Genomic DNA, 25,650 nt, shown 5'->3' on the forward strand with positions numbered 1-25,650 from the left:
CGGCAGCTTGCAAGTAATAGACTACTCTTTTAGTGAGTGTTTAAGCTAGGTAACTCTCTACTTCTTTCAATAAATCATCAGCTTAAGTGCCCGTTGATATGACACATCAGACTTGGATAAAGGAATATGCTGAGCCGAATCACCGCTGTAATTGGAGCGATATTAAGTTTACTGCTAGCGGTTAACGCTTGGTCTCAATCTCAAGTTGAAGAGTTTACTCAACAAGAAAAACAATGGATTGCTGAGAATACGGTGGTATCAGTAGCCCCCGATGCAAACTTTTACCCCTATGCATTTATTAACCTTCAAGGTGATTTTGATGGAGTGACTCGCTCGTACCTTGATGTTATTGAAGAAATTTCTGGGCTGCGTTTCGATTACAAACTGGGAATGCAATGGAAGGACATGTTGCAGGGCTTAAAAAGCGGCGAGTTCTCGTTGATTCCAATGATGTACTTAGACTCAGCAAAACAAGACTATGTAAATTACTCGCAACCCTTTTTACTACATACTGAATATGTGTTTACCCAAAACGATGCTCCCATCATTAGTGGCGTCGATGATTTAGCCGGAAAAGTGGTTGCCATTGTAGAAGGGTTTGAGCAGGCCAACTGGTTAAAGACAAATTTTCCACAGTTAGAGTTTAAAACCTATCCTGAGCTGTCGCATACACTGCAAGCAGTGTCTGATGGCGAGGCTTATGCCGCCATTGCCGAGTTGAGTTCTGCACTATATATCAAAAACAAATTGCGTTTAAGCAATATTAAAAATAACTCGGTGGTATCGGGTAGAAAAGATATTCCTATTCACATGGGCTTGGCAAAACACTCTTCAATATTGCTATCCATCATCAATAAATCAATAGCACAAATCGACATTGCTACGCGAAACACAATTCGTGGGCGATGGTTAACCGACAGCTCATCTCAGCAGTTACTCCCCGGGGCATTTGGTTATGGCCGACCTCCCTACATGTATGACCAAAGCTCTGAAGTGGGCCTTGAGCTGGAAATTGTTCGCAGGGTACTCGCCTCAATTGGTTACCAATTGGGAGCCATAGAACAAATTCCTACAGTACGGGCTCATCAAATATTAAGTGAAGATCAAAGCTTAGATTTTTCGGCCGGCTTAGTGGCAAAAGAAGATGATGAGTTATTTTATTCCGACAACATTGTGCAGTTTCACAATGTAGCATTAACCCGTAAAACCGAACAGCTCAATATTACTAAGGCATCTCAGCTTAGTGAGTTTAGCGTTACGGCTTTTGAGGGCGCAGCTGAACAGCTAGGGGAGACTTTAGCTGGAGTGGCTAAAGTCTCGTCCCGCTACCGAGAATATAGTGTTCAAGAGCAGTCATTAGAACAGTTTTTCTCCGGCAATGCTCAAGTGATTATCGCAGATCAAACCTTACTGGAGTGGACGATAAAGCATTCGGGCCTAACTGCCTTACAGTTGAGTGATTTTATTGTTCACGATATTTTTGAACAAGCCGATGTGGGTTATGCCGTTGCTTTTAGAAATGACTATTATCGCGACATTTTTAATCAAGCTTTGCAGGCGTTTAAGCAAAGTGCAGCTTACGCCGAACTTAGTGATTTATACGCAAATTCAGACTTTAGCAACCAAATAAAGCGCGCCAGTTTATTAAGTGATGTGCTTGCGCCATACATTTTTAATGATGATCTCAAAACCATTAAACACATTGCTGGTATTTTTCAGAAAAACTCAAACATAAAAGCCATTGTAGTGAGTTCGGACTCTCCGCCTAAGGTGATATTTAAAGCTCAGGAAATAGATGGGCAATTAAAAGAAGTGGACGTATTACAAATTAGCCACCTAAGTAAGTTATCCAAAGAGAGTTATTTTGTGCATAACAATAGCCCCGATAAAGTAGGGGAGGTAACGCTATATTTCGAAGCCACAAGTACCTCACAAATTGGCAGCCCCAGTATTCCTAATATCAGCCGATTTGATTTGTTAAATGAAAAGCAAACCGCCGACTTGCGAGATAGTTATGAGCGCCACCAGTTATCTGGTCAGCAAATTAATTTCACCAAAGAAGAATTAGCCTGGATGGCAGATAACCCAGAAGTTGCGGTTGCGGTTGACCCTGCTGCTTTGCCCTATGAAGCTTTCGATGAAGACGGCAATTTTATCGGAATAGTGGCGGACTATTTACAGTTATTAAGTGTAAACACTGGTTTAATACTTAAGCCAGTGCCTGTGGCTAGTTGGCAAGATTCTCTTAAGTTGATTCAAAATCGCGAGGTAAAGCTAGTATCTGCTGCACTAAACAATAAGTGGCTGGAGCTAGATTATCACCCTGCGCTGCCTTTAGTGGAAAGCGAGCTAGCTTATTTGGGTTTAGAGCGAGATGGCTATTTTGGTTCAGCTGAACAGTTGGCGGGTAAGAAAATAGGCATTATAAAAGGCGCCTCTCAAACACGCAGTATTGTTAATCGTTATCCCGATATTGACTGGCAATACCCAGAAAACACCGAGCAAGGCATTGTTGCTGTAGCCGATGGCGAATATCACGGCATGGTCGATAGCTTGTTGGTGCTCAATTACATGATTCAAACTCGTGGTTACAGTCAAATGGCTATTACAGCTGATTTTGACCGAGAAGTCGTATCTACCTTGTTTGTGATAAAGTCAGAGCCTCTGCTACATAGCATCATAAACAAAGCGATTGATGCCATAAGCCAACAGCAAAGTAATGACATTACATTAAGCTGGGTACCTAACAAACTGGTTGAAAAAGTAGACTACGGTTTGGTTACTCAGATCTCTATGGGTGCCTTGGTATTAATACTTTTAACGCTGTTTTGGAACCGAAAACTGGCCTCACATATCAAAGCCAGAGAGTTAGCAGAGCAAAAAATTCAACAACGTGAGCAGCTGCTGTTCGATATGCTCAACGCTGCACCGATTGGGGTGGCTATAGTACAAAACAATAAAACTGTTTTTTCTAATAAGACCTGCCGTGACATGTTTGGTGTGGCTGCAAACGAGCTGGATGATTTTCAAGTTACCAATATTTATTGTGATATTAGCCAGCGCGATGAATGCTATCGAAGATTGGCGCAAGGAGAAGCTGTGGCCAATGTTGAAATGGATTTTAAACGCACCGATGGTAGCCAGTTTATCGGCTCGGCTAACTACTTAAATACCCAGTTTAAAGACCAGCCAGCGGTATTGTTTTGGTGTTATGACATTAGTGAACTTAAAGATCTGAATAATCAGCTGAGCTTGGCCATTGATGAAGCTGACAATGCCAACCAAGCTAAATCAGATTTCTTGGCTAATATGAGCCATGAAATTCGTACCCCAATGAATGCCATTATTGGCATGACTCACTTGGCGCTAAATGCGCAGCTGGACCGAAAAACTCGCGGTTACCTAAATAAAGTCTCCCATGCAGCGGCTTCTTTGCTTGGGATCATTAACGATATTCTCGATTTCTCGAAAATTGAAGCTGGCAAACTAGACATGGAATGCTTAGATATTAGCATACAAGATATCTTACAAAACCAGCTCAATTTAATTGAGTTAAAAGCTCAGGATAAAGGGGTTGAGGTGCTCACAGTGGTCGAGCCTTCGGTGCCGCATAACCTAATGGGCGATCCGCTTCGCTTAGGGCAAATATTCACCAACTTGGCCAGCAATGCGATTAAGTTTACTGAGCAGGGCGAAATTGCTTTCTCGGTTAAGTTATTGGAACAGCAAACCAACTGCGCCAAATTGCAGTTTTCGGTGCGCGACACGGGTATTGGTATTTCGCCCGAGCAACAACAAAAACTGTTTCAATCGTTCACTCAAGCGGATGCCTCTACCACCCGTCAATACGGCGGAACTGGCTTAGGTTTAACTATTTGTAAGCGATTAGTTGAGCTAATGGAGGGGGATATTTGGCTAGAGAGCGCCTTGGGTAAAGGTACCGAGTTCTTGTTTACGGCGTGGTTTAAGCTAAATCATGAGCGGCCTGCCATGCGCAGTGCGATTAGCCCAACCAGCTTAGATAATATGTGCATTTTGGTGGTGGATGATAATGAAAGTGCTGCTGAAATTATGGCCTCTATTGTGTCGTCTTTTGGCCCAGAAGTTAGCGTGGTGCATGCTGGCTCTGAAGCGCAGGCTTTAGTGGCTAAGCACCCTAACAAATTTGACGTAGCCATTGTTGATTGGAATATGCCAGATATGGACGGCGTTGCCACTTGTGAAGCGATTCGCCAAGAAGCTGGCAGTCATCCGGTGAAATTTATTATGGTGTCGGCTTATGACCATGCCCGTTTTAAAGCGCAAAGTGAAGATGCAGGCGTTAGTGCATATTTAGCTAAACCGATTACGGCTTCGGAAGTCTTTAACGCCATAGCGGAAGCAAGTGGGCGTGATGTTGCCTTGTATACCCCGCTGGCCAAACTTAGCGACAAGCTCACTTTAGCCAAACAAAAGTTACAAGGTGCACATGTGTTGCTGGTGGAAGATAACGAGTTAAATCAAGATTTAGCCATAGAGCTACTGAACAGCATAGGGGTAAGTTGCGAGTTGGCAGAAAACGGCAAGTTGGCCGTGGATAAGCTTCGCCAAAGCCGTTTTGATGGTGTACTTATGGATATTCAAATGCCAGTGATGGATGGCTACACAGCAACTCAGAAGATCAGAGAGTTTGATCTAGATGTGGCTATTATCGCTATGACCGCTAACGCCATGAGTGGCGATAGAGAGCGGGTGATAAGTGCTGGCATGAATGACTACATCAGCAAACCTATTGATGTTGAGGCTATGATAAACACTATGGCCGAGTGGATTAGCGCTTCTGGTTTGCAGCAAACAGCACCTATTAGTGCGCGAGAAGAGCCCATGCCTTCGGGGATTACTGAAGGCTTAAATCCCGAGATTATTGATCAGGCTGCCGGTTTAGCAACCTGTAATGGCAACGCCAACCTGTACTTCAAACTGCTGAATAAATTTAGTATTAACCAGCGCAGTTTTGCGGAACAGTTTGAGCAAGCTTGCGGCGAGTCAGACTGGGTATTAGCTACTCGTTTAATACATACTGTAAAAGGCAACGCTGGGAATATTGGAGCGCTTTCATTGCAGGCCGCAGCTGCCGAACTTGAAGCGGTTGCTGCCAGTATCTTGTCGGCAGAGGGCAGCAATAGTTATAAAAACAGTCACGAGCGGATCCAATCTTTATTGTCAGATGTAAGCACTTTGCTAGAGCTGGTCTTTCAAGAAATAGACTTGTTATTGCCTAAAGGCACTACTCATGAAATAGCCGAAGACGACAGCCAACAACAACACAACCTGCAGCAACTTAAGGCTGAACTGAGCACCCTAGAAGCACAGTTGGAAGAGTGCGACGTTGATGCAGTAGAGCGAATTGACGAACTAGCAGAGCTTGCTTTTCCGCCCGAGGTGAAAAAGCAATTGTTGGGCATTAACAAGGCCGCAGCTGAGTATGACTTTGAAGCTGCGAGTGAGCAGTTGCAGAGCTTAAAATCACTTCTCAGTTGATGCATATCATGAGAACCTGCGTTTCTGCTGCAAGCGCTCGATTATTCACTTAGGCTAGGGGCTGTTTATCTTTCGCGATTAAATTTTGTTCGTGAAAAAATCGTTTTAGGCGCGGCAAGGAGTGTGTAGCCTAGCATTCTAAGTAAACAGGCCTTAATAAAGCATAAAACGATTTTAGCCGAACCCTTCGGGCAGCGTTTGTGGCTTATTTCTACTGCGTTATCAGCTTCTCATGTAGGCTCACTACACATCAAAGCTTCTGCCTTGTATAAATAGTCCACAAACAGCTGCAAAAATCAGCTCGAAAGATAAACAGCCCCTAGTAAATCGCATTTGGAAAAGGATAAACCAATGATTAAGCCATTTTGCCTCAGTGTTGTTGCAATGCTTAGTGTGCTAGTGAGTTTGCCAGCGGCAGCATTTCCACAAGCTTCGGTGTCTTCAAATCAGCAATTATTTGCTCAGTCGATTATTTATCATTCACTAAGTGGTCTTTGCGCAGCAAAACCTGGAAATAAAAGCTTAACTGGTGATTTTCAAGCCTGGCGATTGGGTAATCAAGAAGCAATTAAATTAGGGCGTGAAGAAGTTGCCGCTATGGCTAAACAGCAGGATAAACCAATGGATTCGGTGGTGTCTAACCTAGTTCACGTTGCGGAGCAGGAGTGGGGCCAGCTTGATAGCCAACAGCGTCAGCAAAAATGCCAAACTTTACAGGCTTTTCTTACTCAAGCAGAGGCTACAGTTCACTAAGTTGAGAGTAGGGCCCGCTTAGCCAATTCGCTCTCACGGGCAGTAAGACTTAGATAGAGGCTAACTGATAGTGCGGGGTGATTTGGCTTTTAGCGATATGCTCGGCAACATCTAAACCACGCAAAAAGCCGTGCTGTGTGACCAGTACGGTTTTAAAACCCATCGCATTGCCACCCAATATATCGGTATGCAGCGTATCGCCAATCATCGCTATGCGCTGCGGATTTACTTCACCATAGCTTTGTTTTATTCGGCTGAGTGCTTCTTCAAATATTGGCGCATAAGGTTTACCAAAACAGCGAACGTTAGGGTACAGCTCTTTAGGCAGAGTAAGGGTAAAACTACCTGGCTCTTGTGATACACCATCTTCTAGGGGCGCAATTAGGTCAGAGTTGCCCACCCACACTCTGCGAGGGTTGTGATTAAGCTCGGTAATAAAACGCTGTTGCAAGCTGTCGTTCCAAGCCTGCCCACTTAAAAACAAAAACTCTTCGGCTTGCCAAAAATCTTGGTCCTCTGGATATAAACAAGGGCGTTGAATATCTAAGCGAAACTCAGGGAGGGTGATTACCCCTAAGCGTGAGTTGCTGTGCAAATCCATGTATTGCAGCAATACTTCTCGGCTGTTTACGATCTCTTGGTCACTAAAATCAAAACCAAGCCGAACAAACTTGTTAAACAGTTGCTGCTTGTTTTGGGTGGCGGCATTGGTGACCACCATTACTACTTTACCAGCTTGTCGTAACTTATCGATTTGCTGTTTAGCCCCATCTATCGCTGTTCCACCAACGTTTAGTACGCCGTAGGCATCAAATAAAAAAACATCAACATCGTCTACGATATCCGTAATGTTGTTAATGGTTTGACACTTCTCTACCGGAACATTTTTAGGCATCCGCTCTGGAATGCTTAAATAGGCGTTAAATGCCTCAGATGGGCTGTAAAACATGGTAAAACCTCAGCAAAAAACAGAGCGCTACTTTGGCAGGTTTGAGCAAAGAATTAAATACTAAACTTAGCTGCTGTATGCTGAACAACTAGCATGGCTTGTAAAGCCGATTCGACGCAAGGAGTAAAGCTTTGGATTACCAACAATTTAACCAGTTTTGTGGTGATTTAGCTGCCAGTACTTACATTGTGCAATGGGGCAACGCCCATGTTTGGAAAGTGGGTGGAAAGGTGTTTGCGATTGGCGGATGGGAAAAACTTAATCAGCCGGCATTTACATTTAAAACATCAGAACTCAATTTTGAGTTTCTCCGTGAAGAACCGGGCTATCGGCCTGCTCCCTATATGGCTTCACGTGGTATGAAGTGGGTCCAGTTATATCAAAGTGAACCGGCTTTTGATGAGCAACTTATATACTACCTTGGTGAGTCTCATCGCATTGTTTCTTTAGGCCTAACTAAAAAACTACAGAAAGAACTAGGTTTATACCAACGCTGAATTGATTGATTTTTTACTTGGTTTACAGCCAATAGCCATTACACTTTAGCCTTTGTTTATTGTCAAAGATTTGTATGCAGTACTTACTATCTATCACTTTATTGTGGGCTTTTTCTTTTAGTTTAATTGGCGTGTATTTGGCGGGCCAAGTAGACGCATGGTTCTCGGTGTTAATGAGAGTTGCACTGGCAACTCTGGTCTTTCTACCGTTTTTGAAGCCTAAACAAGTTAGCCGGAGCTTAGCCTTAAAACTAATGCTAGTGGGAGCTATTCAATTAGGCTGTATGTATGGCTTTTATTATCAGTCATTCTTGTTCTTATCAGTTCCCGAAGTATTGCTGTTTACAGTGATGACTCCCATTTACGTCACCTTGGTTAACGATGCTTTTGAGCGACGTTTTAATTGGCAGTTTTTATTAAGTGCTTTTATCGCTACTTTAGGTGCGGTGGCGATCCGTTATGAGGGGATAGACCAAGGTTTTGTGACTGGCTTTTTATTAGTGCAAGGTGCCAACTTATGTTTTGCTACCGGGCAAGTTGCTTACAAACGGATCATGGCTAATGAGCCTAAGCACTTAGCCCAGCAAACCGTATTTGCTTGGTTCTTTGTTGGTGCTTTGGTAGTGGCTGTGATTGCCTATTTGACGATGGGTAATTCAGAGCGTTTGCCAACTACTGCAACCCAATGGGGAGTATTGGTATATTTGGGCACAATAGCCTCTGGTTTGGGGTATTTTGCCTGGAATAAGGGCGCTACCTTAGTCAATATTGGTGCGTTGGCCGTGGCTAATAATTTGCTTATCCCGGCGGGCATTGCGGTGAACCTATTGATTTGGAATCACGATGCCGACATTATGCGCTTAAGCATTGGTGCCGCTATTATATTAGCTGCACTGGCGATTAATGAGCGTTGGGCAAAGCGAAGAATGACTAAAGGCATGCGCAAGGTCTAAAAGCTAGCGCATGGCTTTGCTACAATGACCGTTTAATTCAAGCGCTAAATATTGGAAAACTTGATGAACGATTTGCAACAAAATAACCCCTTGCACGGCTTAAAGCTGGAAGTGTTGCTTGATGAAATTGTTGAGCATTACGGCTGGGAAACCTTAGCGTTTGCCTTGAATATGAATTGCTTTCGCAATAACCCAAATACTAAGTCTTGCCTTAAGTTTTTGCGCAAAACCGACTGGGCTCGCGAAAAGGTAGAGAGTTTTTATCTCTATCGTTTTAAGCATTTACCGCGTCCAGATGATGTTCAATATGCACTGCCGCCTCGCGACCGTTTAGTGCCCTTGGATCAAAAGCCGCGCGCACCAGTAGTGATAGATATTACTGCCAAGCCTCAAGTGCAAAACAAGCCGAAGCCAAAAGCTAGACCTAGCCGACCTGCTAAAGCTCGTAGCGCAAAACCTAAAGCTGAGAAATCTAATCAGATTGATAGTGCAGACCCATGGGCTAATTCGCCTAAATAAGCTGATCTCAGGCTAAATAGTTTGCTCTAGTGAGTGGGGCGAGGCAGTAAATTCAGGTACAATTTCGGCTCGTTGATTTTGCTGTGATTAATACTGCGCTCTTTAATAGGTTTTATCGATAAATATGTCTCAAAAGTCTGTTCAAATTGGATTAGTTAACCCTAAAAGCCCTAGCAATGTGGGCTCGGTAATGCGTGCCGCTGGGTGTTTTGGCGCTACTGCGGTTTATTACACCGGCCAGCGTTATGCACGTGCAGCTCGCTTTAATACCGATACTAAAAACCAAAGTTTGAATATTCCACTAACTGGGGTTGATGAACTCGCAGAACAAGTTGGCGATGAGCTAAAACTGGTGTGTATCGAGCTGGCCGAAGGCGCAACACCTTTGCCGGAGTTTGTTCACCCAGAGCAGGCTTTATATGTGTTTGGTCCCGAAGATGGCTCAATTAGCCAAGCTTTAGTCGATAAGGCTGATGAAGTGGTTTATGTTCCCACCAAGGGGTGTTTGAACTTGGCCGCCACAGTGAATGTGGTGCTCTACGATCGCCTAGCTAAATCAGATAAAGCCAGTGGTGGCGAAGCACTTATTCGCAGTAGTCGCGATGTAAATAACCGCTTAAAGGCTAAGTGATTACGTCAGGCTTGTTAGTCGAGCGCTAACAAGCCCCAGCTACTCACTATTTTTTATTGGCTCGTTGCGCTTGGCGAAGTTGCAGCTTTTGCTCTCGGCGCTGTTGGCTATGTTCTGCCGCTTCCATTCCCACATGTTGCTCACCACGCTGCTTAGCTAAGCGAACTTGTTTTTCACGCTCTCTAAAACGCATTTTTTGCTCATCGCTTAGCTTGTCATGACAGTGTGGGCAGCTAACGCCTTGTTCAAATTTGGCGCTTTGCTTATCACTGGGTGAAATGGGCATTCTACAACCACTGCATAGTTCGTAGTCACCGGGCTGTAACTGGTGATCTACGGTTACCCGCTCATCAAATACAAAGCAGTCTCCTTGCCACAAGGAGTTCTCTTCAGGCACTTCTTCTAAGTATTTTAGAATGCCACCTTCTAAGTGATATACCTCTTCAAAACCTTGCTCTTTTAAGTAAGCGGTGGATTTTTCACAGCGAATGCCGCCAGTGCAAAACATTGCTACTTTTTTGTGTTTTGCTGGGTCTAGCTCTTCTGCGACATAGTCTGGAAATTCGCGAAAGGTATCGGTATGTGGATTAACCGCATGCTTAAAGCTACCTAGTTGAATTTCGTAGTTGTTGCGGGTATCAACCACCATCACTTCTGGGTTGGCGATTAAGGCGTTCCAGTCTTCAGGTTTAACGTAAGAGCCAACCACATGGTTTGGGTCGATGCCCTCCACACCCATGGTTACAATCTCTTTTTTAAGCTTAACCCGAGAGCGGTTAAAGGGTTGCTGCTCGCTGTACGAGCGTTTGTCGGTAAGTTGGCTTAATCGACTATCACTTTTAAGCCAAGCTAACACTGCGCTTATTCCAGCGTCTGGACCGGCAATGGTGCCATTTATGCCTTCTTCGGCCAGTAATAAAGTGCCTCGCACTTTTTGATGCTTCATTAACGCTAACAAGGGTTCTTGAAGCTCTTTATAGTTATCTAGGCGAACAAATTTATAAACGGCGCAAATAGTTATTTCTTTCATAGACTTAGCTTCCTGCCTTATGGGGCGTAATCCCAGAGCATGTTTTGTAAAGAAAGTCATTGTAATGAAAATGCTAAAATATGCAGCATGTCCGCACCAATTTGTTGGCTTAATGTTGTGAATATTTGTCGAGGAAAGAGTGAAAATTGTGTCCTAGTGCGCTAAATCAAGCCTCTACAGCTACTTGCGTTTTTGCTCAGTGGTATGAGATGTCTATAATGAAGTAATTGTCTAACATCGAATAGGTTGAGTAGTATGTCTAGTGTTTTAGCCACAGTGGATCAACGCACCAAGCTTGTCGGCGAAAATCGCTTAGAACTGTTGATTTTTAAACTCAACTCTACACAGTTGTTTGCGATTAATGTATTTAAAGTTAAAGAGGTGGTTAAGTTACCTCGAATGAATAAGTTGCCTGGTTCTCACTCACACATTAGTGGGGTGGTAACTATTCGAGGGCACTCTATTCCCGTAATCGACTTACGAGCAGCCATCAAGATGCCGCCAGCAAAAGAGGAGGCCAAGACCGATTGCAACCTAATCATCACCGAATACAACCGCAGCGTTCAAGGTTTCATGGTGGGCGAAGTAATGCACATTGTGAACACTTCCTGGAAAGACATCTTACCGCCACCGTCTTCGGTAGGGCGTAGCAATTATTTAACCGCCATCACTCGCATAGAGCATGACGATGCCAGCCGCATTGTAGAAATTATTGATGTAGAGAAAGTGCTTGCGGAAATTGTTAGCTACAACGTTGCTATTTCAGAAGATGCCTTAGATGAGGAAGTCTCGCATTTGCTAAATGGCAAGCGAGTACTGGTAGTAGACGATTCATCTACTGCTCGTGGCCAAGTTAAAGCAACCTTAGGCCAGTTGGGTATGGAGATTATTGAAGCCGAAAATGGCTTGCAAGCTTTAAACATGCTTAAAGGCTGGGCCGACGAGGGGAGATCGGTTTACGATGAAATTTTATTAATGATCACCGATGCCGAGATGCCAGAAATGGATGGCTATCGACTCACTGCTGAAGTGCGTGGTGATGAGCGAATGGGCGAACTGTTTATTGCCTTAAATACTTCGTTAAGCGGCAGCTTTAACGATGCCATGGTAGAGAAAGTTGGCTGTAATCGTTTCATTTCTAAGTTTCAGCCAGACTTGTTGGTTGATGTGGTTCAGCAGCGAATGCGAGAGTCTTTAAAATAACAGCTAATAAAAAACCAGCCAATCGGCTGGTTTTTTGCTTTTAAATATTGTTTATTTAAAGAACAGCTGGCTAAACGGGTTTAGTAGGGAAGCTAAGCCCGAGGTAAAGTGCAAAGGTGCATCTAACAAGGTTAGACATAAGCAATCTTGGTTAGCTGCTGTTCGCGGCGTATGTTTGTTTTGTGCATCTTGAATGATGAAGTCACCCGGTACGTAAGTTCCGGCGTCATCAATAAAGGTGCCTGCCAGTACCAAGGTTATTTCTTGCCCTTGGTGGGTATGCTCTGGCAATGCACTGTCTTGATCCATGTAAATGAAGTTCATTTTACTGTCACTTACTGCATCCACTCGAGCACGTTGAATTTTACCCGGTAAACGTCCCCAAGGACCAATATGTTGCGGGTGAGCTTGCAAAGCGCGGGGCATTGGGAAGCGCTTATTACCAAGCATGATTTCTTGCTGCAAGGCGGGCTGGTTTGCTTCAATAACGCTATCGGGGCTTTGTTGCATAATCATTGCCAACATCGAGTCGAGTTCGCTGTTCATCGCTTCGGGCTGGGCTTGCTCAAGTTGAGAAGCTAATTTGTGTTCTGCTGCGGCAACTTGCTGACGGCACACTGGGCAGTATTCCAAGTGGGCGCTTACCATTATGCTCATGGCAGGATCTAACTGACCCGCGGCGTACAACTCTAGGCTTGATTCAGCCGGATGAAATTGAATGCTAGTCATCCAATGCCTCCTTCATTTTTTTAAGCGCTAATCTAAGGCGACTTTTCACAGTGCCAAGCGGCAGGTTTAATATTTCAGACACTTGTTGTTGCGATTCACCATGTAAGTAAACCCGCCTTACTATATCTGCTTGTTCTTCTGGCAATTTGTCAATTTGGTGCCGAAGCTCTTGACTCACCAACTCTTGGTCTTCGGTAGACACCTTATCGGCATCTTCTTCTTCAGTTAAGATTGGCCAAAGGTCGTCGCCTTGCACCCAACTTTGTTGGTGCTTTCCTTTACGCATCAAATCAAATTTTACATTTCTTGATACTGAAAAAATCCAAGTCATTGCGTTTCCTTTGGAAGAGTCGTACAGACCTGCTTTAAGCCAAAGCTTCAACATGGTTTCCTGTACCATTTCCAAAGAAAGTGACTCATCAACAAACTGTTTTCTCGCTAGGTTTAATAAACGCGGTGCAACTTGGCGGAATAATAAGTCGTAACTTTTTCTGCATTGTTTGCTGGCAATATTTGCTAGCAACAAGGCTACTTCGTCGTCACTATTGGGCTGTGCTACTTGACTCGCCATAGGTGTTTTGGACCCACCGATTTTTGATACTGAACTGTGTATTTCCATATTGCCAAAATCGTTTGCGGATTGATAACAAGTTAACGGGTAAGGTGTGTAAAACGATCACTTTGTCGCAAAATAAATCCTAAATATCGAATACACAAGGAAGCAGAGGGTGATTTAAGCAAGCGTTGCTTGGTACAAATGGGCAGTGGCAGCAGTTCTAACCAGCGCCAACAAAGGGTTTTTACTTGGTCGCTTTGCATACTTTGCTCTAAATTAGCAGTTTGTAATTCTGGATATTGTAAGTTGATGTTGGCCAAAGCACTTTGCAGTGCTGCAGTGTTTTTTTGTTGGTAAGTGTTAAGCCAAAGTTCAGTTTTTTCGGCACACAAGGTATGTGATAACCAAGCAGAGGAAAAACTCGGCTTATTCGACCTTACTTTGCCCCAGTGCAATACTTTAAACTCGGCTTCTATTTCCGATTCGCTTAGCCAATCAATATGACTTATTTGAGCAAAGCAGACTAAGTCGCCAGCATTGGTTGCGCTGTTGCCATCGCTGTCTTGGAAAGCTAGCCAAACCCCGCCAGCTTTTTCCGCCGCGCGTAAACTGGTAGTAAAAACCATGCCTTGCCCCTTAATGCGAGCGAAGCGCTGCGGCATGAAGTGCTCGCGAGAGATCATTAGCGGAAAACAACAACTACTGCTCAAGTAAATATTCCTAGAAATGGGTGGTTTGTCTTATATAACGCTAAAAGTTGCCAAAAGGATGAATGATCTTTCTTAATTTATCTGACGTACTATGATTAACGACAATAGAAACATATGCTTAGATTTGTTTGGGAAAGGAAAATTGAATGAGTATCACGGCATCTGCACCGCATATTGTTAAGCATCTAGAGCAGTTTTACAGCGAGCTAGGCATGGCGCAGGTTGAGCGCCTCTCTGATATTTATGCCGACGATATCGAGTTTATCGACCCTTTGCACCATCTTCACGGCTTACCAGACTTACGTAGCTATTTTGAACATCTTTTACAAAATACCAGCCAATGCCATTTTGAGTTTCACTCTAGGCTAATCGCAGACGGTGAGTTCAGCCTTACTTGGCAAATGCAGTTTGCCCATCCTAAATTAGGCAACGGGCGGATATTGTCGTTAGATGGCATTAGCCACCTTAAGTTTAACGACAAAATTTATTACCACCGTGACTACTACGACGTAAGCGCGATGCTGCATGACCATATTCCGGTAATTGGTTGGCTATCCAAAAAGTTAAAAAATGGACTAGCACAATGAACATTCTAATCACTGGTGCAAGTTCCGGCATTGGCAAGCAGTTAGCGCTTGATTACCAAAAGCTAGGCCATACGGTGTGGGGGCAGGGGCGTAACCAACAGCGTTTGCAAGACCTAGCCGAACAAGGCATCGCGCCGCTGCAAGTAGAACTTGGCGAGCTAGAACAGGTGCGCAGCAGCTTTGCCGATTTGCCAGCAATGGACCTCATTGTGTTGTGTGCCGGCAATTGTGAATACTTAGACCCTCAGCGTTTCGACGCCAAACTGTTTGAGCGAGTGTGGCAAAGCAATGTGCTTACCATCGCTAACTGCTTAGATGCTTTATGGGCTAACTTAAAGCCCGGCTCTCAACTGGCGTTAGTTGGTAGCCTTGCTCATCTATTGCCCTTTAGCCAAGCAGGCGCTTATGGCAGTAGCAAAGCCGCGGTGCATTATTTAGCTCAAGCACTAGGAACCGATTTGGGTGACAAACAGGTGAGTGTTCATTGTATTCAACCGGGATTTGTTAAAACCCCACTCACCGACAAAAACAACTTTGCTATGCCCAGTATTATTAGCCCCGAGCAAGCTAGTCAAGCAATCATCAAAGGCCTCAATAAAGGTAAAACTGTGATTAACTTCCCTAGCTTATTCAGCGGCTTTCTGCACATACTCAATTGCTTGCCATATCGCTGGCAGCAAAATATCTGTCGCCGTTTAGCTCACAAGGAAGGAGCATAGATAGAATGAAAATCGCCATTATAGGTGCCGGCATCTCCGGCATGACCTGTGCGCACTTATTAAAAGAGCAGCATGAAGTAACGCTATTAGAGCAAAACGACTACTTAGGTGGCCACACCGCTACTAACCAAGTCACTATAGAGGGCAAAGAGCACGCAGTAGACACCGGTTTTATTGTGTTTAATGACCGCACCTATCCTCTGTTTAATAAGTTATTAGCCAAGTTGGGCATTCAAGCTCAAGAAACTGAAATGAGCTTTAGTGTGGTAAATCCCGAGCTCAACTTGCAGTACAACGGCCACGATTTAAATACCTTGTTTGCCCAACGCAGCAACTTACTCAAACCTAGTTTTTACAAGTTTATAAATGAAATACTGCGTTTCAATAAGTTAGCTAAAGCCGCGGTAGACATCGATACCGCGGTAAGCCTTGGCCAGTTTTTAGAGCAGCATCGCTTCTCGCGCATGTTTCAAGAGAACTACTTATTACCAATGGGCGCGGCCATTTGGTCTTCTTCGTTAAACGGCATTATGCAGTTTCCGATGCAGTTTTTTGCTCGCTTTTTTGTGAATCACGGTTTGTTAGACGTAGCCAACCGGCCGCAATGGTATGTCATCCCTGGGGGCTCAAAACAATACATTAAGCCGCTGTTAGCGGGTTTAGATGAGCAGATCCGTTTGAACAGCCAAGTGAGTAGCATTCAGCGAGATGATATAGGCGTTAAAATTGAAACCAGCGATGGCTGGCAATGGCAGGGGGATGCGGTAATTTTTGCTTGTCATAGTGACCAAGCGTTGTCGGCGTTAGGCGCACAGGCCAGTGATGATGAGCGTTCGGTACTAGGCAAACTCAAGTATCAAAATAACGAAGTAATTCTGCATACCGACGAGCGCTTATTGCCAAGCATTCATCGTGCGCGAGCCAGTTGGAATTACCTATTACCACCTAGTGGTGATAGAGGCGACCGCCTAGCCAGTGTTACCTACGACATGAACCGTTTGCAGGGCTTAAGCGATGCGCCGCAGTTTTGCGTTACCCTAAACCCCCTAGAGCCGATAGCCGAAGATAAAGTGATTAAGCGCTTTAATTACATGCATCCGGTGTTTTCCATAGACGGCCACCAAGCCCAACAGCAACGCGACGTTATTTGTGGGCACAACAATAGCTACTTTTGTGGCGCTTATTGGCACAACGGTTTTCACGAAGATGGCGTGCGCTCGGCTGTGGAGGTGTGTCGTAAGTTTGGAGTGGACCTATGAGCATAGAACACTCGGCTATCGCCTTTGGCGATACTTTTCACCAACGCTTTGTGCCGCGTAAACACGGCTTTAATTATCGGCTGTATTACGCCTGGATTGATTTGGCTGAAGAACAAACCGTGCAGCAAGAGCTGCAACGTTTTGGGCGTGTTTTACCTTGGTTTCGCTTAAAAGCGGGCGACTATTTAGGCAGCGAACAAGGCACTATCCGTGATAAAGCCTTGCGCGCTCAGCAGCGTTTTCAGCCCGACTACCAAGCCAAGCAAGTGGTCTTACTTGGTCAACTGCGCTGCTTGGGTTGGTACTTTAGCCCGGTTAACTTTGTGCTCTATGGCGACGGCGATAAGTTTGATTACATGCTGGCCGAAGTCACCAATACTCCTTGGAAAGAAAAACACCAATATTGGCTGGATTTAAACGAGCTAAAAGATCACGACAAAACCTTTCATGTTTCCCCTTTTAATCCCATGGACATGCGTTATCACTGGCAAGTAAAGCTGGTGCAACAGCAGGTTAATATTGTGATTAATTGCTGGCGCGAGCAGAAAGAGTTTAGTGCTGGCATAAATTTAATTAAGCAGCCATTAAACTCTTCTAGCCTTCGCCGCGTAATAAGTTCATACCCTTTAATGACTCTCAAGGTTGTTACAGGAATTTACTGGCAAGCATTAAAGCTATGGATGAAAAAAGTGCCTTTTTATAGTCATCCAGCCAGTGCTAAAAAATAAATAAAATTGCCCTAAGGAAAAACTATGGCTACTGCAAAATCGCTTTCTTCTGCTTCAGTTTCCAGTGGTTTAGATTGGACCCGCCACCTGGTATTAAAAACCTTTGACGGTTTAAAAGGCGGCGCCATTTTAATGAGTCAAGCAGGTTACGAGTCGGTTCATTTAGGTGAAGCTGACCACCCCGAAACCGTTGAAGTTCATATCCTCGATTCTCAAGTTTTTTCTCGTATTTTAAAAGGCGGTAGCATTGCTGCAGGCGAAACCTACATGGAAGGGTTGTGGCGCTGTTCTAATCTGCACCGCTTACTGCAGCTGTTGGCCGACAACCAAGATCACCTCGATAGCTTAGACAGAAAACTGCACTGGTTCACCGATGCGTGGTTTAAAGTGCAGCACTTCTTTCGCCGCAACAACAAACGCCAAGCGAAAAAGAACATTCTGGCTCACTACGATCTTGGCAACGATTTCTATCAATCGTTTCTTGATCCGCAAATGCAGTATTCTTCAGCCATTTTTGGCGGCCAAGACATTAGCTTAGCCGAGGCGCAAGACAACAAACTTAAACGGATATGTGAGCAACTCAAGTTGCAACCTAGTGATCATCTATTAGAAATTGGCACCGGTTGGGGGGGGTTGGCAATGTATGCGGCTAGCCATTATGGTTGCAAGGTAACCACCACCACCATTTCAGACAAACAGCACGCCTATGTGGTGGAGAAGGTAGCGGAGCGTAAGCTCAGTCACTTAGTTACCGTGCTAAATAAAGATTACCGCGATTTAGAAGGCCAGTACGACAAACTGGTCTCTATTGAAATGATCGAAGCTGTGGGCGAGAAATTTTTACCGGGTTTCGCCGAGCTATGTGCCAACAGGTTAAAGGCCGGTGGTTTAATGCTTATTCAAGCGATTACCATTGATGACCGCCGTTTTTCGGCCTATCGTAAAAGTGTCGACTTTATTCAGCAGTATGTATTTCCTGGTGGCTTCTTACCTTCGCCATCGCTGCTCAAACAGCTCTTTTCCAAGCAAGGCTTACAATCTCTACAGCGACTAGAAATAGGTATCGACTACGCCGAAACCCTCCAGCACTGGCATCAGCGGGTGCAACAGCAGCATAACAACAATCAACGCTTCGGCTTCGACGAGCAGTTCTACCGCCTATGGCATTTCTACTTTGCTTACTGCGAAGCAGGTTTTAGAAGTCATAACATTGGTACCGAGCAACTTACTTTGGTTAAGGCCTAAGCTCATGCAATGGCCGGTATTGCTGCTATTTAAACTTAACTGGTTAGCGGCCTTCTTTTGGGGGCAGCAAGCGGTGATGTTTATGGCGCTGGGGTTAATCGGCTTAGTGGCTTTGCAAGTTCGCCGTTACCAATGGGCTGTGCTAATACCTTGTGCCATGCTTTGCGTGGTGGGCGTTATTCTGGATTTCAGTTTAGTAAAAATGGGCGTGCTTAGCTTTAGCTCGCCCAATTTACCGCTGTTTATGATGCTGCTTTGGGCAAGCTTTGCCTTGTTATTGCCAAGCCTAGCCAGTTTCCCTAAACCTTTTATGCCCTTGTTTGTGGCGGTGATGGGGCCAGTTTCTTACTACCTAGCCAGTTTAGCGCAGGTATTTGCGATACAGCCCGATGCAATATTAGGTCTGCTTATTCTGTTCCCCTTGTGGGCGGGCTTTGCTTACTTAGCTAATTCGCTATTGGAGAAACGCTATGTTTAAAGCCATGGCATTAGCCAGTATTTTATTGGCGTTTTCTAGCCAAGCAGAAACACAAATGCAGCTGGTGGGTAACGCTAAGTTGCAAGTATTGTTTTGGCCCATTTACACGGTTAGCTTGCACAGCCCAGATGGGCGTTACCAGCAAAACCGTTACCCAATGGAACTCACCATTGATTACCTACGCAAAATTAAACGCGATAAATTGCTAGAAGCAACCGAGGATGAGTGGCAGCGCCTAGGAGTATGCGAGCAAGCACCTTGTGAGCAATGGTTAGCAGAGCTTTCACAACTTTGGCCAGACTTAAAAAAAGGCGACCAACTAAAGCTAGTGGCTGAGTCAGCTAATCAAGGTCAGTTTTACTTAAATGGTAAGTTGCTGGGCTCGTTAGAAGATAAGTTATTTAGCCAACACTTCTTGGGTATTTGGCTATCCGAAGACAGCCGATTCCCTAAACAGCAACGTAAACTGATTGGCGCCAACTAAGTCTAACTAGCTTTCCTAGGCATTTGCTTATCTGAAGGCAGCCGCTTCCTTAAGCTGCAACGTAAGTTGGTGGGCGCTAACTAGCGCTGTTGGTACACTCGTTAATCACTTGTAGTAAGGTTTCCACAGGCTGCGCGCCAGACAATAAGTAACGATTATTAAAGATAAAAGCTGGCACCGCGCTAATGTTCTGATTTTGCCACTGCTGCTGGCTGTCTCTTACTGCTTCAACATACATTTCATCTACCAACACTCGCTCGGCTAAATCTCGGCCTAGGCCAATGCTTTCAACCACATCTAACAAGGTATTGCGGTTTGAAGGATCTTTAGCTTGGCTAAAGTAAGCATCAAACAATGCCAGTTTTAATTCGGTTTGTTTGCCGTAAGGTTGTGCCCAATGCAGCAGTTGATGGGCTTCAAAAGTATTGTAGATACGAGAGTCAGGGCTGAACTTAAAACTAAAACCAAGTTCATCACCCAAGCTTTTTAGTTGCTCTCTAACCGCTTCACTTTGCTCAAGGGTACTACCGTATTTTTCTTGAATATGCTCACGTAAGTTTTGCCCCTCGCTTGGCATGTTCGGATTTAGCTCAAAGGGGTGCCATTCAATATGTGGGCGAATACTCTCGTCAACTTGTGACAGCGCTTGTTGCAGGCGTAAGTAACCCACAATGCACCAAGGGCAGACCACATCCGACACAATATCGATGCGTAAAGAAATACCAGCAGACATAAGCAACCCCTTCATTAAACCAGCTTAGAGTATGCGGAGTTGCCGAGAAATTGGCAACTATCGCGCTAAATTGGGGCTCAGCTTCTTTGCCGTCAGTGCAACATTAATTTGTTGTTTTTGATCTAAATAGATAACTGAGCTGTTGCTATTATGCTGTTAGCAAATGACTAGGAACCTCACTCATGACCACATCATTGTTTTACACAATAAAGCTTGGTACTCACACCCTAAATAATCGCATCGTTATGCCACCTATGACTCGCTCTCGAGCTACTCAGCCGGGCGATGTAGCAAATCAAATGATGGCCAGCTACTACGCACAACGTGCTAGTGCTGGCTTAATCGTATCCGAAGGCACTCAAATCTCGCCAATGGGTAAAGGCTACGCTTGGACACCGGGCATTTATAGCGAACAACAAATTGCTGGCTGGAAAAAAGTCACCGATGCTGTCCACGCCAAAGGCGGCACTATGTTCGCCCAGCTTTGGCATGTAGGGCGAGTGACTCACCCAGACAATATTAACGGCGAACAGCCAATCTCGTCTTCTGCCATTAAAGCCGAAAATGTAAAAGTGTTTATTGATAACGGCAGCGACGAACCAGGTTTTGTAGACGTAGTCACCCCGCGTGAAATGACTCAACAAGACATTGATGAAGTTATTCAGCAGTTCCGCCAAGCAGCGCTTAATGCCATTGCCGCAGGCTTTGATGGCATCGAGCTTCACGCCGCCAACGGTTACTTGATTAACCAGTTTATCGATTCAGAATCGAATCAACGCAGCGATAAATACGGCGGTAGCTTAACCAACCGTCTGCGCTTTTTAGATGAAGTAGTTGCTGCCATGGTAGACGCCATTGGCGCCGAGCGAGTAGGCGTGCGCTTAGCTCCGCTCACGACTTTAAATGGCACCGTAGACGCCAAGCCGGAAGAAACCTACACCGCCGCTGCTGCGCTGCTAAATAAACACAATATCGTGTATTTGCACATTGCCGAAGTAGACTGGGACGACGCGCCAGAAACGCCAAAAGCCTTTAAACAAGCGCTGCGCGATGCCTTTAAAGGTGTACTTATTTACGCTGGTCGTTACAAAGCCGACAGCGCCCAACAAGCTATTGAAGAAGGCCTCGCCGACATGATTGGTTTTGGCCGCCCCTTTGTAGCAAACCCCGATCTACCCGCACGCCTAGAGCATGGTTACCCGCTGGCCGAACACGATCCAAACAGCCTGTTTGGCGGTGGCGAAAAAGGCCTAACGGATTACCCAAGTTATAAGGCCTAGTTGCTAGGGTTTTGGTTTAGGAGCCAGTGAGTGAATAGACGCGCTAGCTGGCTTTTTGGGGGGAAATAGATATTACATATCCCTTTGGTTTTAGGGAATTTCGCCTATCGGCGACGTCATAAGCTTTGCTCAGCTAAAGCTTACGAAGCAAAAAGAAAGGTCGCCCCGCATTATCTTATTTCCTCGTTCCTCAGTACCAAGCGCGCCTGCGCAACTCGCTACGCTCAAACAATGCTCGGCTTAATCGCTTGGCACCTGCGTGACTCGGCGATAATGAAGGGGGAGGGAGTAGCTTACTATCGACGATGGTGTTTAGTTTCGCCTGTCGGCGACGTCATAAGCTTTGCTCAGCTAAAGCTTACGAAGCAAAAGAAAGGCTGCCCCGCATTATCTTATTTCCTCGTTACTCAGTGCCAAGCGCGCCTGCGCAACTCGCTAGGCTCAAACAATGCTCGGCTTAATCGCTTGGCACTTGCGTGACTCGGCGATAATGAAGGGGGAGGTTTGCTCCTTTATGCACTCCTGCTATTGGAAGCTTTATTATCTTTTGATTACTGAACAAAAGTGAGCTAACTCAAGTAAAGGGTATCTTGTTGAGTTTGTTGTTATTTGAAAGTGTGCTGTTACTGTATGATAAATGAAGCTTTGGGGGCTTGGCTGCTTTGAGCATTGTTACCTTGTAGGGTACGCATGCTTGCAAAGTCGCATTAATCAAATGTTATACGAACTTAATTAGGAGCTTCTATGGAATCATTAACTGAGCACCTTTCTCAAGAATTTCGATTTAAAGACATTGAGGAAACTTCTGAGCGTTTCTCGAAATATGATGATCATATTTATTTTGTGGTTCGCCTAGATGGGATCGGGCTTAGCAAAAAATACCTAAGAGATACCATGCGTCATAAGGCATTTGAAGGAATAATGTGGGATGCGATGGAAAATACCTTCGATGTAATACGCCGCAAATGCCCACATGACTCTCAAAATATCGTGTTAGGTGCTTGCGTTTGCTCTGATGAAGTATCAATAGTCTTGAGCAGAGTACCGAATTACTTCGAAAATCGAGTGATCAAATCTGTTACAACTATTGCTTCCACTTTTACTAGCTTTTTTACCGGAAAAGGCATGATAAAAAAGAAATCTCCGCATATAAGTGGAGCTTTTGATGGTAGACCTTTGATGCTACGAGAGCAGGATGACATCGTGGATTATTTTTCATATAGGTATGCGGTGAATATGAGGAACTCATTGACTAAGCTATTGCGTTTGAGCGGAGTTGATTCGGATGAAATCTACCAAGATAACAACTTTAATTCTCTCGATTACCTAATTTCTAAAGTCACAGAGTTAGGTCTTCAGGACGAAACGGCAGCCTTGTTTGAAACTCCCATATTTTTCGTTTCTGCAGAGCAAAAATTGGAGAACTATCGGTTCAACTCGATCGAAGAAATGAGGGAGTTGTTCGGCTCTAAACTAAAAATTCAAGAGTCATGGTTAGCCCAGTTCGCATAGCAAACAAATTAAGTACGCTCCACTCACCGCTTATTGGCAGCGTTAGCAGTTTCAAAGTAAACGATAGATAAGAGGTTATCGGTGTTTGAGATTCCAGGTTTTAAGCCTACAGAAGATGATGTGATTAGAAATTCAAAGCTAGAGACTCTCTATAATCATACCTTTGAAAAAGGCAGGTTTTTCCAAGTCATTTTCTCTGACGAAAGTGAATTTCATATTCAGCTTGCTCCACGCACTATGATGAAAGTTGTTTACCTGAAAGAAAAAGATGATATCGAGGGAATTAAACTATGCAAGTTAGTTAGCGGAGAGGAAAAGCAAGTTATTGAGCTTTCTAAGTTTAATATGCAGGGCAAGCGCATGAATGTTTTTTGACCGATTGTCTGCGTCGAAACTTAGCTATCAGCCATTGCTGAGAACCCGGCGACCAACACCTTCTCGAGGTTTTCAGTTTTCATCCAGCAGCGCTTCTGCTTCGTCGGAATACTGGCCTTAGTCGGCTCAGAGCGCAGCATGTTCAATGACATATGGCGCAGACAAGCTAGGTTTTCCGCTGCGTTCTTTTTAAATATCTGACAGGCGTCTTCCTGCAAACTGACATCGAGCACCCAGTGCATCGCTTCAATGGCCCAATGCTCGCGAACAGCAGTGGCAATTTGCGTCGCTGTCATCTCTTTAGAACTGATGTAGTAACGGTACTCAAGGCTGGTCGGTTTGCCTTTTTCGGTGCGATAGCTCTCAACCATAGCAATGGTATTCAGGCTGCACCAGTTACTGAAATCGCCTTCCAGCGCATCTGCTCTGAGTACGTGGCTGATTCGGGATTCTATCCGTCCCCGACCTGTTTCAGTCTGAAGCTCTTGTGCGTCAGGTGATTGCCCGCGCTGCTTACTGAATGCTGCCTGTACCGCTTTTGCCAGGTTGCTCTGATTGCCCTTTACCGCCAGCAGGTAGTGACCACCTTGCTTAACAATGGCTTTAGCGATCTTGGTCTGGCATGCCATGGCATCAATGGTGACCAGTGCGCCACGCAGCTCAAGCATCTTTATCAGTTCCGGGATTGCGATGATTTCGTTGCTCTTGCTGTCGGTTTTTAGCTGTCCGAGAACCAACTTATTGGCTGACGCATAAGCGCTGACCATGTGGATGGCGCTACTGCGTTCGTCGCGATTGTAGGAGCCTCGGAGCGTTTTGCCATCGATAGCAACAACGTTGCCTTCAGTTAGTTCATGTACCGCTTTCATCCACACCAGAAAGCTCTCTCTGAACTGTTCAGGTTCAACGCTTGAGATGATCCGGGCAAAGGTGTCATCGACAGGAACACCGAGTTTAAAAAGCCCGTGGTCCCTAAACCAGTCGTGGTGGCCAAGCACGTATTCACGAATATCGTGCCAGCCTTTTGCGCCGGAAATCACCGCACACAAGGTACCAAACAACACATCGAACAGCGGGTGACGCACCTTGGCTCCTTGGCGAGGGTCTTCGACGGGCTTAAAGTGTTCCTGAAACGATTTGATGTGCATGGTGAGGGCTCCCAAAAAGAGAGCATATGATCACAGACGGCGATCGGCGTCAAATCAAAGGGCGAAAGCGTTCATGATCTCGCCCTGGTTTAATATGCAGCAGCTAAAAACGTTCTTGAACTTCATTCAAGAACTAGATCTTAAAGGGATTGCTGAGCGACGCATTAAACTATCTGATGACTCAATGGATGTACTTGACACTGAGACTAAACAGAAAATAACTACGTTACTATCAGGCTCTGATGGCGGGGAAGTCGTGAGAGATTTATTGTCTCAAGGAATGATCACGACTGAGGATCTAGTTAATACGGGTTACCGTAAATCCCAGCTCGAAATATTCAAAAAATTGCTGTATTCAAACCACCTACCACAGTACAAAGTCGATATTGGGAAGCCCAATACAAAAGACGAAACGGCATGGCAGCATTTCTTTGCAGCAAATCAATGGATTTTTGGTTATGGCTTGGACTACCGATTCCAAGGTATCTTACAAAAGGAGTTTCATGCGTCAGATACTAATGCCGGTGGTAGTGAGGGAGTTATTGCTGACTTCTTAATGGGTAACAATAAGTTCACTACATTTGTTGAACTTAAATTACCGACAACCCCACTATTTGGGACTGCCCAGAATAGAGCGAAGAGTTGGAAGTTATCAAAAGAGTTGATGGAAGCTTACTCACAAATTTTAGAGCAGAAAGCTAGTGGTACGTTAAAAATTGAAACAACGCGAGATTTATATGCGGATGATTATCGGGAAATTAATCAGAATGCTTACGACTCGAAAACAGTTCTAATTGTTGGTAGCTGGGAGCAAGTTGATAAAGCTGTTGAACCCCCAGGTATTAAAAAAATGAAACGCAAAACTCTCGAACTTTTCCGTAGAGATTCTCGAAACGTAGAAATCATAACCTACGACGAGTTGCTTGAGAGAGCGTCATTCATAGTTTTAAATGAGCATAGCGCAAACAAATAGCACGCTGCTAATCGGGTAGCTGGAGGTAACAAAAGGTGTCAGAGTCAATTTAAATCAATTGATTGAATACGATAGCGAG

At 44.8% G+C, this 25,650-nt stretch carries 25 protein-coding genes; 18 read left to right on the top strand and 7 right to left on the bottom strand.

Translation table 11 applies throughout. The annotated features are described in order from the left end of the window. Positions 1–126 precede the first annotated feature (126 nt). Entirely contained in the window at positions 127–5,520 is a 5,394-nt protein-coding gene (locus K5L93_RS15135; RefSeq protein WP_220720582.1) for a response regulator, read from the top strand. Between the two features lie 351 nt (positions 5,521–5,871). Next, positions 5,872–6,273 (top strand): hypothetical protein, encoded by a 402-nt coding sequence (locus K5L93_RS15140; protein ID WP_220720583.1) that lies wholly within the window; start codon positions 5,872–5,874, stop codon positions 6,271–6,273. Between the two features lie 49 nt (positions 6,274–6,322). Here K5L93_RS15140 and K5L93_RS15145 read toward each other — a convergent pair whose 3' ends face one another. Then, a complete protein-coding gene (locus K5L93_RS15145) occupies positions 6,323–7,222 on the bottom strand; it encodes an HAD-IIA family hydrolase (RefSeq protein ID WP_220720584.1) in 900 nt (299 codons plus the stop codon). A 131-nt stretch (positions 7,223–7,353) separates the two neighbouring features. On the opposite strand from K5L93_RS15145, the gene K5L93_RS15150 reads away from it, so the two are divergent. From K5L93_RS15150 to K5L93_RS15165, 4 genes are all read left to right on the top strand, one after another. Further along, on the top strand, positions 7,354–7,719 hold the full coding sequence (locus tag K5L93_RS15150) for an MmcQ/YjbR family DNA-binding protein (RefSeq protein ID WP_220720585.1): 366 nt from the start codon (positions 7,354–7,356) through the stop codon (positions 7,717–7,719). Between the two features lie 74 nt (positions 7,720–7,793). Next, positions 7,794–8,672 carry a carboxylate/amino acid/amine transporter gene (locus K5L93_RS15155; RefSeq protein WP_220720586.1) on the top strand — a complete coding sequence of 293 codons (879 nt, stop codon included), beginning with the start codon at positions 7,794–7,796 and terminating at the stop codon, positions 8,670–8,672. Between the two features lie 63 nt (positions 8,673–8,735). Beyond that, positions 8,736–9,191 (top strand): VF530 family protein, encoded by a 456-nt coding sequence (locus K5L93_RS15160; RefSeq protein ID WP_220720587.1) that lies wholly within the window; start codon positions 8,736–8,738, stop codon positions 9,189–9,191. Between the two features lie 124 nt (positions 9,192–9,315). After that, a complete protein-coding gene (locus K5L93_RS15165) occupies positions 9,316–9,822 on the top strand; it encodes an RNA methyltransferase (RefSeq protein ID WP_220720588.1) in 507 nt (168 codons plus the stop codon). Between the two features lie 46 nt (positions 9,823–9,868). Here K5L93_RS15165 and trhO read toward each other — a convergent pair whose 3' ends face one another. Beyond that, the gene (gene trhO, locus K5L93_RS15170) at positions 9,869–10,852 is read right to left on the bottom strand and encodes an oxygen-dependent tRNA uridine(34) hydroxylase TrhO (protein ID WP_220720589.1); all 984 of its coding nucleotides are present in this window, start codon (positions 10,850–10,852) and stop codon (positions 9,869–9,871) included. A gap of 255 nt (positions 10,853–11,107) precedes the next feature. Here trhO and K5L93_RS15175 point away from each other — a divergent pair, with 255 nt between their 5' ends. Beyond that, positions 11,108–12,055, top strand: coding sequence for a chemotaxis protein CheV (locus K5L93_RS15175; RefSeq protein WP_220720590.1), 948 nt, complete (start codon positions 11,108–11,110; stop codon positions 12,053–12,055). 51 nt (positions 12,056–12,106) lie between these two features. Here the strand turns inward: K5L93_RS15175 and K5L93_RS15180 are convergent, their stop codons facing one another. The 3 genes from K5L93_RS15180 to K5L93_RS15190 form a co-directional block, all read right to left on the bottom strand. After that, positions 12,107–12,784: a ChrR family anti-sigma-E factor gene (locus K5L93_RS15180; RefSeq protein ID WP_220720591.1), complete on the bottom strand. Its 678-nt coding sequence runs from the start codon at positions 12,782–12,784 to the stop codon at positions 12,107–12,109. After that, complete coding sequence (locus tag K5L93_RS15185; RefSeq protein WP_220720592.1) at positions 12,777–13,355, bottom strand: sigma-70 family RNA polymerase sigma factor; 579 nt, start codon at positions 13,353–13,355, stop codon at positions 12,777–12,779. Before K5L93_RS15185 ends, K5L93_RS15180 begins: the two co-directional genes overlap by 8 nt. Positions 13,356–13,435: 80 nt before the next feature. Then, positions 13,436–14,050, bottom strand: coding sequence for a hypothetical protein (locus K5L93_RS15190; RefSeq protein ID WP_220720593.1), 615 nt, complete (start codon positions 14,048–14,050; stop codon positions 13,436–13,438). 146 nt (positions 14,051–14,196) lie between these two features. Between K5L93_RS15190 and K5L93_RS15195 the strand changes: the two genes are divergently transcribed. From K5L93_RS15195 to K5L93_RS15225, 7 genes are read left to right on the top strand one after another with little or no spacing between them, the layout of a single operon-like run. Beyond that, positions 14,197–14,637, top strand: coding sequence for a nuclear transport factor 2 family protein (locus tag K5L93_RS15195; RefSeq protein WP_220720594.1), 441 nt, complete (start codon positions 14,197–14,199; stop codon positions 14,635–14,637). Beyond that, positions 14,634–15,356 (top strand): SDR family NAD(P)-dependent oxidoreductase, encoded by a 723-nt coding sequence (locus K5L93_RS15200; protein WP_220720595.1) that lies wholly within the window; start codon positions 14,634–14,636, stop codon positions 15,354–15,356. Before K5L93_RS15195 ends, K5L93_RS15200 begins: the two co-directional genes overlap by 4 nt. Before the next feature lie 5 nt (positions 15,357–15,361). Continuing rightward, the gene (locus K5L93_RS15205) at positions 15,362–16,615 is read left to right on the top strand and encodes an NAD(P)/FAD-dependent oxidoreductase (protein ID WP_220720596.1); all 1,254 of its coding nucleotides are present in this window, start codon (positions 15,362–15,364) and stop codon (positions 16,613–16,615) included. After that, complete coding sequence (locus K5L93_RS15210; protein WP_220720597.1) at positions 16,612–17,343, top strand: DUF1365 domain-containing protein; 732 nt, start codon at positions 16,612–16,614, stop codon at positions 17,341–17,343. Before K5L93_RS15205 ends, K5L93_RS15210 begins: the two co-directional genes overlap by 4 nt. Positions 17,344–17,367: 24 nt before the next feature. Next, positions 17,368–18,588 carry an SAM-dependent methyltransferase gene (locus K5L93_RS15215; protein ID WP_220720598.1) on the top strand — a complete coding sequence of 407 codons (1,221 nt, stop codon included), beginning with the start codon at positions 17,368–17,370 and terminating at the stop codon, positions 18,586–18,588. A gap of 4 nt (positions 18,589–18,592) precedes the next feature. Next, entirely contained in the window at positions 18,593–19,066 is a 474-nt protein-coding gene (locus K5L93_RS15220) for a DUF2878 family protein (protein WP_220720599.1), read from the top strand. Then, the gene (locus K5L93_RS15225) at positions 19,059–19,550 is read left to right on the top strand and encodes a chalcone isomerase family protein (RefSeq protein WP_016400951.1); all 492 of its coding nucleotides are present in this window, start codon (positions 19,059–19,061) and stop codon (positions 19,548–19,550) included. The genes K5L93_RS15220 and K5L93_RS15225 overlap by 8 nt, the downstream gene beginning before the upstream one ends. 76 nt (positions 19,551–19,626) lie before the next feature. On the opposite strand, the gene K5L93_RS15230 is transcribed toward K5L93_RS15225, so the two are convergent. Continuing rightward, positions 19,627–20,298 carry a DsbA family oxidoreductase gene (locus tag K5L93_RS15230; protein ID WP_246615064.1) on the bottom strand — a complete coding sequence of 224 codons (672 nt, stop codon included), beginning with the start codon at positions 20,296–20,298 and terminating at the stop codon, positions 19,627–19,629. A gap of 167 nt (positions 20,299–20,465) precedes the next feature. Here K5L93_RS15230 and K5L93_RS15235 point away from each other — a divergent pair, with 167 nt between their 5' ends. The 3 genes from K5L93_RS15235 to K5L93_RS15245 all read left to right on the top strand — a co-directional run bounded on the left by K5L93_RS15235 (position 20,466) and on the right by K5L93_RS15245 (position 23,450). Beyond that, positions 20,466–21,563, top strand: a complete 1,098-nt coding sequence (locus tag K5L93_RS15235; protein WP_220720600.1) for an alkene reductase — start codon at positions 20,466–20,468, stop codon at positions 21,561–21,563. Between the two features lie 744 nt (positions 21,564–22,307). After that, positions 22,308–23,075 (top strand): tRNA(His) guanylyltransferase Thg1 family protein, encoded by a 768-nt coding sequence (locus K5L93_RS15240; RefSeq protein ID WP_220720601.1) that lies wholly within the window; start codon positions 22,308–22,310, stop codon positions 23,073–23,075. Between the two features lie 81 nt (positions 23,076–23,156). Further along, on the top strand, positions 23,157–23,450 hold the full coding sequence (locus K5L93_RS15245) for a hypothetical protein (RefSeq protein WP_220720602.1): 294 nt from the start codon (positions 23,157–23,159) through the stop codon (positions 23,448–23,450). Positions 23,451–23,470: 20 nt separating this feature from the next. Here K5L93_RS15245 and K5L93_RS15250 read toward each other — a convergent pair whose 3' ends face one another. After that, positions 23,471–24,598 carry an ISAs1 family transposase gene (locus K5L93_RS15250; RefSeq protein ID WP_220718649.1) on the bottom strand — a complete coding sequence of 376 codons (1,128 nt, stop codon included), beginning with the start codon at positions 24,596–24,598 and terminating at the stop codon, positions 23,471–23,473. A 94-nt stretch (positions 24,599–24,692) separates the two neighbouring features. On the opposite strand from K5L93_RS15250, the gene K5L93_RS15255 reads away from it, so the two are divergent. After that, positions 24,693–25,571, top strand: coding sequence for a Shedu immune nuclease family protein (locus K5L93_RS15255; RefSeq protein ID WP_220720603.1), 879 nt, complete (start codon positions 24,693–24,695; stop codon positions 25,569–25,571). The last annotated feature ends 79 nt before the right edge of the window (positions 25,572–25,650 follow it).

This window comes from Agarivorans litoreus, from assembly GCF_019649015.1.
Taxonomy (GTDB): domain Bacteria; phylum Pseudomonadota; class Gammaproteobacteria; order Enterobacterales; family Celerinatantimonadaceae; genus Agarivorans; species Agarivorans litoreus.